4 protein-coding genes are annotated in these 7,349 nt (G+C 62.4%); all 4 read left to right on the top strand.

All coding sequences use genetic code 11. The annotated features are described in order from the left end of the window. A partial coding sequence (locus tag GSQ83_RS04435) for a substrate-binding domain-containing protein (protein WP_158801677.1) occupies positions 1–1,119 on the top strand: 1,119 nt, incomplete at its 5' end. A gap of 96 nt (positions 1,120–1,215) precedes the next feature. Beyond that, positions 1,216–3,765 carry an ATP-binding cassette domain-containing protein gene (locus tag GSQ83_RS04430; protein ID WP_216849931.1) on the top strand — a complete coding sequence of 850 codons (2,550 nt, stop codon included), beginning with the start codon at positions 1,216–1,218 and terminating at the stop codon, positions 3,763–3,765. A gap of 401 nt (positions 3,766–4,166) precedes the next feature. Then, positions 4,167–5,504 carry an oligosaccharide flippase family protein gene (locus tag GSQ83_RS04425; protein ID WP_158801676.1) on the top strand — a complete coding sequence of 446 codons (1,338 nt, stop codon included), beginning with the start codon at positions 4,167–4,169 and terminating at the stop codon, positions 5,502–5,504. 122 nt (positions 5,505–5,626) lie between these two features. Further along, the gene (locus GSQ83_RS04420; protein ID WP_158801675.1) at positions 5,627–7,342 is read left to right on the top strand and encodes a GMC oxidoreductase; all 1,716 of its coding nucleotides are present in this window, start codon (positions 5,627–5,629) and stop codon (positions 7,340–7,342) included. Positions 7,343–7,349: the final 7 nt, after the last annotated feature.

The following is a 7,349-nucleotide window of genomic DNA, read 5'->3' as shown; positions in this document are numbered from 1 at the left end:
GGAGTGCTACCCGCCGCAGCAGCGCCAGGTTGGTGCCAGCAGATCGCCAACGGACTCTATTGCGCGAAACCCGAAACGCCGCCGCCTGATTTCTGCGGCACGAAGCCGGTTTCTGTGGCTTTGGCAGATGGATTCGCTGCCAATCCGTGGCGCCAGATGACGACCGCGAATGCGATCAACGAAGCGAGCCGCTGCCCCAACGTGACGAGCTGGACCCATACGGACGGCCAGGGGAATACCCAGAAGGCGATCTCCGATGTTGAGGGCCTGGCGGCGCGCGGCGTCAACGCGATCGTGGTTTTCCCCGACGCCGGCCCGGTCATGCTGCCGGCCATTCGCGACGCCTACAAGCAGGGGAGTGCCGTGGTGCCCTTCCGCGCCAAGGTGGGCGGCAAGGAGGGTGTCGATTACACCGTCTTCGTCGGCACGAATTTCTATGATCATGGCGTGATCTGGGGCAACTGGCTGGTCAAGGCGCTGAACGGTAAGGGCAACATCGCCTATCTGGGCGGCCCGCCGGGCACCAGCGAGAGCACCGAGAAATCCAAGGGCCTGCACGACGCGTTCAAGGACCATCCGGGGATCAAGTGGATCGGCCAGGAGCCCTTCGAGGTGACGAATTGGGATCCGAGCCTGATCGCGAAGGCCGAGGGCGCGCTGATCGCGCGGTATCCGCAAATTGACGGCATCATCGGCGATCTCTCCATCCCGATTCTGACGTCAGGCGCCTTCCCGCGCGCCGGACGCGATCTGCCGCTGGTGGCGGGTGAGGACGCCAACGGCTTCGGCTGCGAATGGGAGAAGCTGCACGCGAATGGCGCGAAGTCCTCGTTCCAGTTCACGACGACCAGCGCGGAGCAGTGGAACGTTCGGCTCGCCATCCAATGGGCGATCGCATCGGCGGCTGGCGGGAAGGTGGATCAGCCTCTCGTGGTCGTCGACACCAAGGGCGGCAAGCATGTCGTTGCAAAGCCCGGGGACAAGATCGTGACGAACTTCACGATGGATGATTCCCTCAAGGGCGTCGTGTTCTGCAACCCGAACCTGCCGGCATCGGCTGGCAATGGCAGCAGCCTCACCGTCGAGCAGACGCTGGGGGCGCTTAAGGGCGGTCTCTGACAATCGAAACCGGCGCAAGGAGGGGACCTTCCCTCCTTGCGTGCCTATCATCCGGCTTGACGCGACGGGACGGGCCTTTCGCCAGAGGAAGCAATCGTGACTGTGATTGAGCGATCGCCCGTTACGGGCCAGATCTCCGCGACCGGAGCCGTTCCTCTACGGTTGGAACACGTTTGGAAGCGCTTCCTGGGTGTCGTCGCCGTCAAGGACGTTTCCTTCGCGGCGGCGGCCGGTGAGGTCCATGCGCTTCTGGGCGAAAACGGCGCTGGCAAATCCACCCTGATGGGGATTTGCGCGGGGAACCTGCGCCCCGACGGCGGCACGATCGAGATCCAAGGCGAAATCGTGGAGCGACTGACGGCCGGGCAAGCGCGCGACCTCGGCCTCGCGATCGTCCATCAGCACCCCGCGGTGCTTCCAGACCTCACCGTGGCGGAGAACATGATTCTCGCCGTGCCGCCAAGGCTGCGGCAGGGCGGCGCTGGCAGCCTGGAATGGGTCGCCAACCAGCTCGAACGCGTCGGCTGTCTGGTCCATCCGAAGACGCGGATGATCGACGTCGATATTGCGCAGCGCCAGCTCATCGAACTCGCCAAGGCGCTCGCGATCGAGCCGAAGGTGCTCATTCTCGACGAGCCGACGGCGGCGCTGACAGCTGATCTCGTTGACCTGTTGTTCGAGCAGGTGCGGGCGGCGGCCGCTCGGGGCGCCGCCATCATCTACATATCGCACCGGCTGCAAGAAATTCGTCAGATCGCAGATCGTGTCACCATCATGCGGGACGGCGAGGTGAAGGGCCACGCGCGGGTCAACGAGATTTCGGACGAAGAGATTCTTCAGCTCATCATCGGCAGGACCCTGACGAGCGCCTATCCGCCAAAGGGTTCCGGGGTGGCGGAGGGGCGCCGCAGCCTCTCGGTCACCAACCTGTCCGGGCGTAACTTCCACGATGTGAGCATGGCCGCTTCGGGCGGCGAAATCGTCGGCATCGCCGGGATTACGGGCAACGGGCAAAGCGAATTCCTGAGCGCGCTGGCCGGGCTGGTCAGTGCGTCCGGCGAGGTGATGCTTGGGGGTACGTCCCTGCGGCTCGGGCATCCGGAGGCGGCTCATAAGGCGGGAATCAGCTATCTTTCCTCCGACCGGCAGAAGGAGGGGCTCTTCATGAGCCTCTCGGTGCGCGAGAACGCGGCGCTTTCGGCGCTGTCACGCTTTGCCCGTTTTGGCGTGATTCGGCGCCAGGCCGAATATGCGGGGGTCGAGGAACAGCGCGAGGATCTCGGTATCCGGACACCCACAGTTGATACCAATGTGGCGAGCCTTTCGGGCGGCAACCAACAGAAGGTCATTCTGGCGCGTGCGCTGCTTGCCCAAGCCTCGCTTGTGCTGGCGGAGGAGCCGACGGCGGGTGTCGATGTGGGCGCGCGTGCCGAGATCTATCGCATCCTGAGGGAGGTCTCCAACAGCGGGACGCCCGTCGTCATTGTGTCTTCCGACGTGCTGGAGCTTGAGGGTCTCTGCGACCGCGTTCTCGTCTTTTCGCGCGGCCATGTTGTCGGCGAGCTGTCCGGTCGCGATGTGACGGAGGAGAAGATCGGCCGCGTCATGGTGAATGCCACGACGCACCGGAAGTCGGATCAGACGGTCAGGCGGCGGGCCCGTGAAGGCTCCCCGACATTGGGCGCCCGGCTGCGCCAGTTCGCGGCCGGTGACTATGCGCCGAGCCTGGTCTTGGCGGTTCTGATCCTGATCCTCGGTGTGCTCACGGCCAGCCACAACATGCGCTTCGTCTCGTCCTTCAACGTGGGGAAGATGCTGTTGCTCTGCACGGCGCTGTCCTTTGTCGGGCTCGGCCAGATGTGCGCCGTGTTCACTGGCGGCATCGATCTTTCCGTCGGGCCGCTGGTCGGGCTCAGCGTGGTCATCGCGTCGTTTTTCTTCGGCGACGGGGCGCCAGCCTGGATCCTTGTCGTCGGCCTTCTCGCCATGTTCGGAGCGGGGGCGGTGGTGGGCCTCTCCAACGGCTCTCTCGTGCGGTTCGGAAACTTCACCTCGGTCGCCGCGACCCTCGGTGTCTACATCATCATCCAGGGCATCTCGGTGCTGCTGCGGCCTTATCCCGGAGGGGCCATAAGCTCGGGCGTGATATCGGTGATCCAGACGGACATCCACGGCATCCCAATCGCCTTCCTCCTGGCAATCCTCCTGGCGATCGCCCTCGAAGTGGCGCTTCGTTACACTCGTTGGGGTCTCAGCCTGCGCGCCGTGGGTTCGAACGAGCAGGCCGCCTCGCGCATCGGCGTGAGAACGAACTGGTCGATCGTGGGCGCCTATGTGGCGTGCTGCCTGCTGACGATCCTGGGCGGCATCATGGTGATGGCCCAGCTCGGCATTGGCGATCCGAACCAAGGTATAGGGTACACGCTGAGCAGCGTCGCCGTCGTGGTGCTGGGCGGGGCGAGCCTGTTCGGGGGCAGGGGTTCCTTCATCGGCGTGCTGTTTGGAGCGCTGCTGATCCAGGAGATCAATTCGGCGACATCCTTCCTCGGCCTCTCCCAGGCGTGGCAATACTGGTTCATCGGCTTTCTTACGCTGGGCGCCGTGGCGATCTATTCGCAGGCCCGCCGGGCGCCGGTGGAAACCTAAGCCTCCGCGAGCCGTGCGAGGTCCATTTCTGGGCGATTGGCCCGAGGCCCGTGCCGTCACTCCTTTTATTTTGAACGCTGGCTGATCTCCGCCTTTTGGCGGGGAGAGGGATGAAGTCAGCCGTTTTGCGGCTATTGTGCCCTGCGGCATAAACAAGATTATGCGCCCGGACTGCCGTGCCCTTCCTGCTCGATCTGCGACGCGCGGGTTTGGGGGGTGCGCCCTATTCCGAGGACTCTATGGCTGAGGATTCACGCTATAACCGCGTACGGATTGATGACGCATGCGGCCGGCATCCGCATGCTAAGTCGGCCGGCCAGCGTATATCGAGCGAATTTTAGTCGGGGAAATTGAACTGCTTGGCATCAACCACCAAACTATTTCCCTAAACGAGGGCTTTTATGGCTGACCGCTCAACCACGCGCCGACTTTTTAAAAATATCGCCTCAATCACAGTCTTCCAGGCGAGCGGTTACATTCTAGCAATGTTGAACGTGCCTTACCTCACCCGTGTTTTGGGTGTGGCGGATTACGGCGTACTCGCCTTCACGATGAGCGTGAATGCTTATCTTTGGCTGGTGATGGATTGGGGTTTTTCGCTCGGCGCGACGCGGGATATCGCCCAGGCTCAAGGTGATGAGAATAAGATCCGTGAGATCTTCTGGCGGACCATGACGGCGAAGGCCATTCTGTCAGTGGTGGCATTGGTGGCGCTGGTCGGTGTCGCCGCTCTCGATAAAGTTCCTGATGTATTCTACATTATCTTCCTGCCTGGCGCGCTGAACATATTGAGCGCGATTCTGACCGTGGACTGGCTGGTCCAGGGCCTTCAGCGCATGGGGCTTTTCACGCTCTATTCCATCGGCGGGCGAGCCTTCGTTGTCGCCATGACGTTCATTCTGGTCCACGGTCCGCAAGACACCTGGATCGCCTGCTGTTTGCAAACCTTCGGCAGCCTGGTCGCAAGCTCCGCGAGCTTCATGATTGTCCGGCGGTACTTCAAGATGGGCCGGCCCGTTTTCCCGTTCCGTTTGGCGGCCCGGCAAATCTGGGATTACCGTCACTACTTTCTGTCGCAGAGTAGCTGGATTGCCTATTCGACGGCGGCGCCGCTGTTGCTCACGATCGTCTCGGGCTCGGTAGCGGTCGGCCTTTTCGCCGGAGCAGAGCGCATCACCCGCGTCGCCATGTCGATGATCTATCCGCTCAGCACCGCGATCTATCCTCACGTGAACGCGTTGGTCTCCGAATCGCGGGAAGCGGCGGCCAATGTGGCTGGCTTGCTGCTGGCCGCCCAAGTGCTTTTCGGCTTGGCGCTGTCGGCGTTCTTCCTCTTGGCTGCCAGGCCGATCGCCGTCCTGGTGCTGGGCTCCCGGTTCAGTGCCGCCGCCGAGGTGCTTCGTTGCCTCGCGGTTTTGCCGCTCCTCACCGGCGTCGGCAGCACTCTGTCGAGACAGTTCATGATCCCGCTCGGCTATCGCCAAGCCGTCTCCCGGATCACGCTTACCTGCACCGCGATCTACCTGGTGTTGTTGTTTCTGCTCGGACGCGAGGTCGGTGCTCTGGGTGCCGCCATAGCTTTGATCACCACGGAGGTTCTCGTCACGCTCGGCTGCGTCGCGTTCCTCGTCCGGCGGGAACGCGAGTTCACGACTAACGCATGCCTCGCGGTGCTGAGTGCGCCCACGCGTTTCATGCAACTCTACACGGGCTGGAGAGGCCGCTTGCGATCCAGCTAGGCCTCAAAGCCACTGCACAGGCAATTCAGCCTGCAATAGTGGTAAGCCACTACTACTTCGGACGACTTTCTCTTCACTAACAACGCCGTTACCCACAACGCTACAAGTTGTGGTGTGCCGGAATGAAGGTCGAAAACCTTTCTACTTTTGAAGCGGGCTCGTTGTTCGAGACTGATCTGGTCATCGTGGGCGGAGGACCTGCGGGCCTCACAATCGCACGCGAGTTTTTTGGCACGCCGGTCAGGGTTCTCATCCTCGAAAGCGGTCTGCTCGATCAGACGCCGGATCATGCGGTACTTGCCGAACTCGAAAGCGTCGGGGAGCCTCGTACAGAGGCTCAGAGGGACAAGCGCCTGGCCTTCCACGGCGCGAGCGCCGCCACCTGGTCGCATGAGGGGCAGCCCTACGGTGTCCGCTGCCGGGCGTTGGGCGGCTCAAGCCATGCCTGGGCCGGTAAGTCGGCGCCTTTCGATCGCATCGATTTCGCCGAGCGCTCCTGGATCCCCAACTCGGGCTGGCCAATCGAGCGTGACAGCCTGCAGCCGTATCTGGATCGCGCGACACATATCATGAACCTCGGCCTCAAGCAGCCGGAACCGAGGTTCGACTCCGAAAGGCTCCAATCCTTCTATTGGCAATTCGCGCGGTCGCGTCTTGACCACCTCGATATCATGCGTTTCGGCCCGGAATTCGTGACCTTCGAGGCGGAGAATGTCCGGGTACTTCTGAATGCCACCGCGACACGCATCGACCTCGCCGAAGATGGTGGCAGCTTCAGTGAAATCGAGATCTCGACCCTCGACGGCGTGCGCTCGCGGGTGAAGGCGAAGGCCGCGGTGATCGCCGCCAGCGGCATCGAAAATCCCCGTCTTCTGCTGGCGTCCAATACGGTTCATGCCAATGGCATCGGCAACACGTATGACCAGGTGGGGCGTTTTCTGATGGACCATCCTGGTGCGCGGGTCGGGCGGTTCAGCCCCGAAACCATGGCGCCGATCGTCAAGAAATTCGGCTTCTACGGCGTCAAGAGTGATGGGCGCATGGACATGTTCATGCACGGCCTCGCTTTGACCCCCGCCGTTCAGGAGCAGGAAGAGCTGCCCAACTCCGCGATCTACTTCATGATGGAACGCTCCCCCGACGATCCTTGGGACGCGCTGAAGCGGCTGCTTCGACGGAAGAGCGACAAACCGTTTCAAGATCTGCTGTCTCTCACCTCGGGCGGCGGGCTGCTGGTAAAGGGCGCCGGCATGAAGGTGCTTGCCAGCGACGCGACGCCAAAGGCGCTTAAGGATCTCATCGTCAATACGGCGATTCGCTACAATCCGAATTTCGTCGCCGAGGAATTTCAGAACGGCGGCGTGCCGCACAAGCTCACCGGGATCTCGATCGACGCGATAACCGAGCAGCGTCCCAATCCCGACAGCCGCGTCATGCTCTCTGGCACGACCGACCGGCTTGGCGTTCCGAAGGCGAAGGTGGATTGGCGGATCGGTGACCATGATCGCCGAGGGCTGGTGCGGATCGCTCAGCTTGCTCAGGAGATCTTCCCTCAGGCTGGCCTCCCGAGGCCGGAGCTGGAGCCCTGGATTACCGAGAACCGTGCCGACGACAGCGTCATCATCGACATGGCACACACGCTCGGTGCCACGCGGATGTCGGACGATCCAAGGTCCGGGGTGGTGGACAAGAACTGCCAGGTGCATGGCGTCCACGGCCTGTACATCGCTGGCGGCTCGACCTTCCCGACCAGCGGCCACGCCAATCCGACACTGATGATTCTATCGCTTGCAATTCGCCTCGCGGACACGATCAAGTTACAGCTTCTCCGTCCCTAGGAGACTG

This window comes from Acidisoma sp. L85 (genome assembly GCF_009765865.1).
Lineage (GTDB): Bacteria > Pseudomonadota > Alphaproteobacteria > Acetobacterales > Acetobacteraceae > Acidisoma.
Note: the sequence above shows the minus strand (reverse complement) of the source record. Positions and strands in the feature narration are given on the sequence as shown.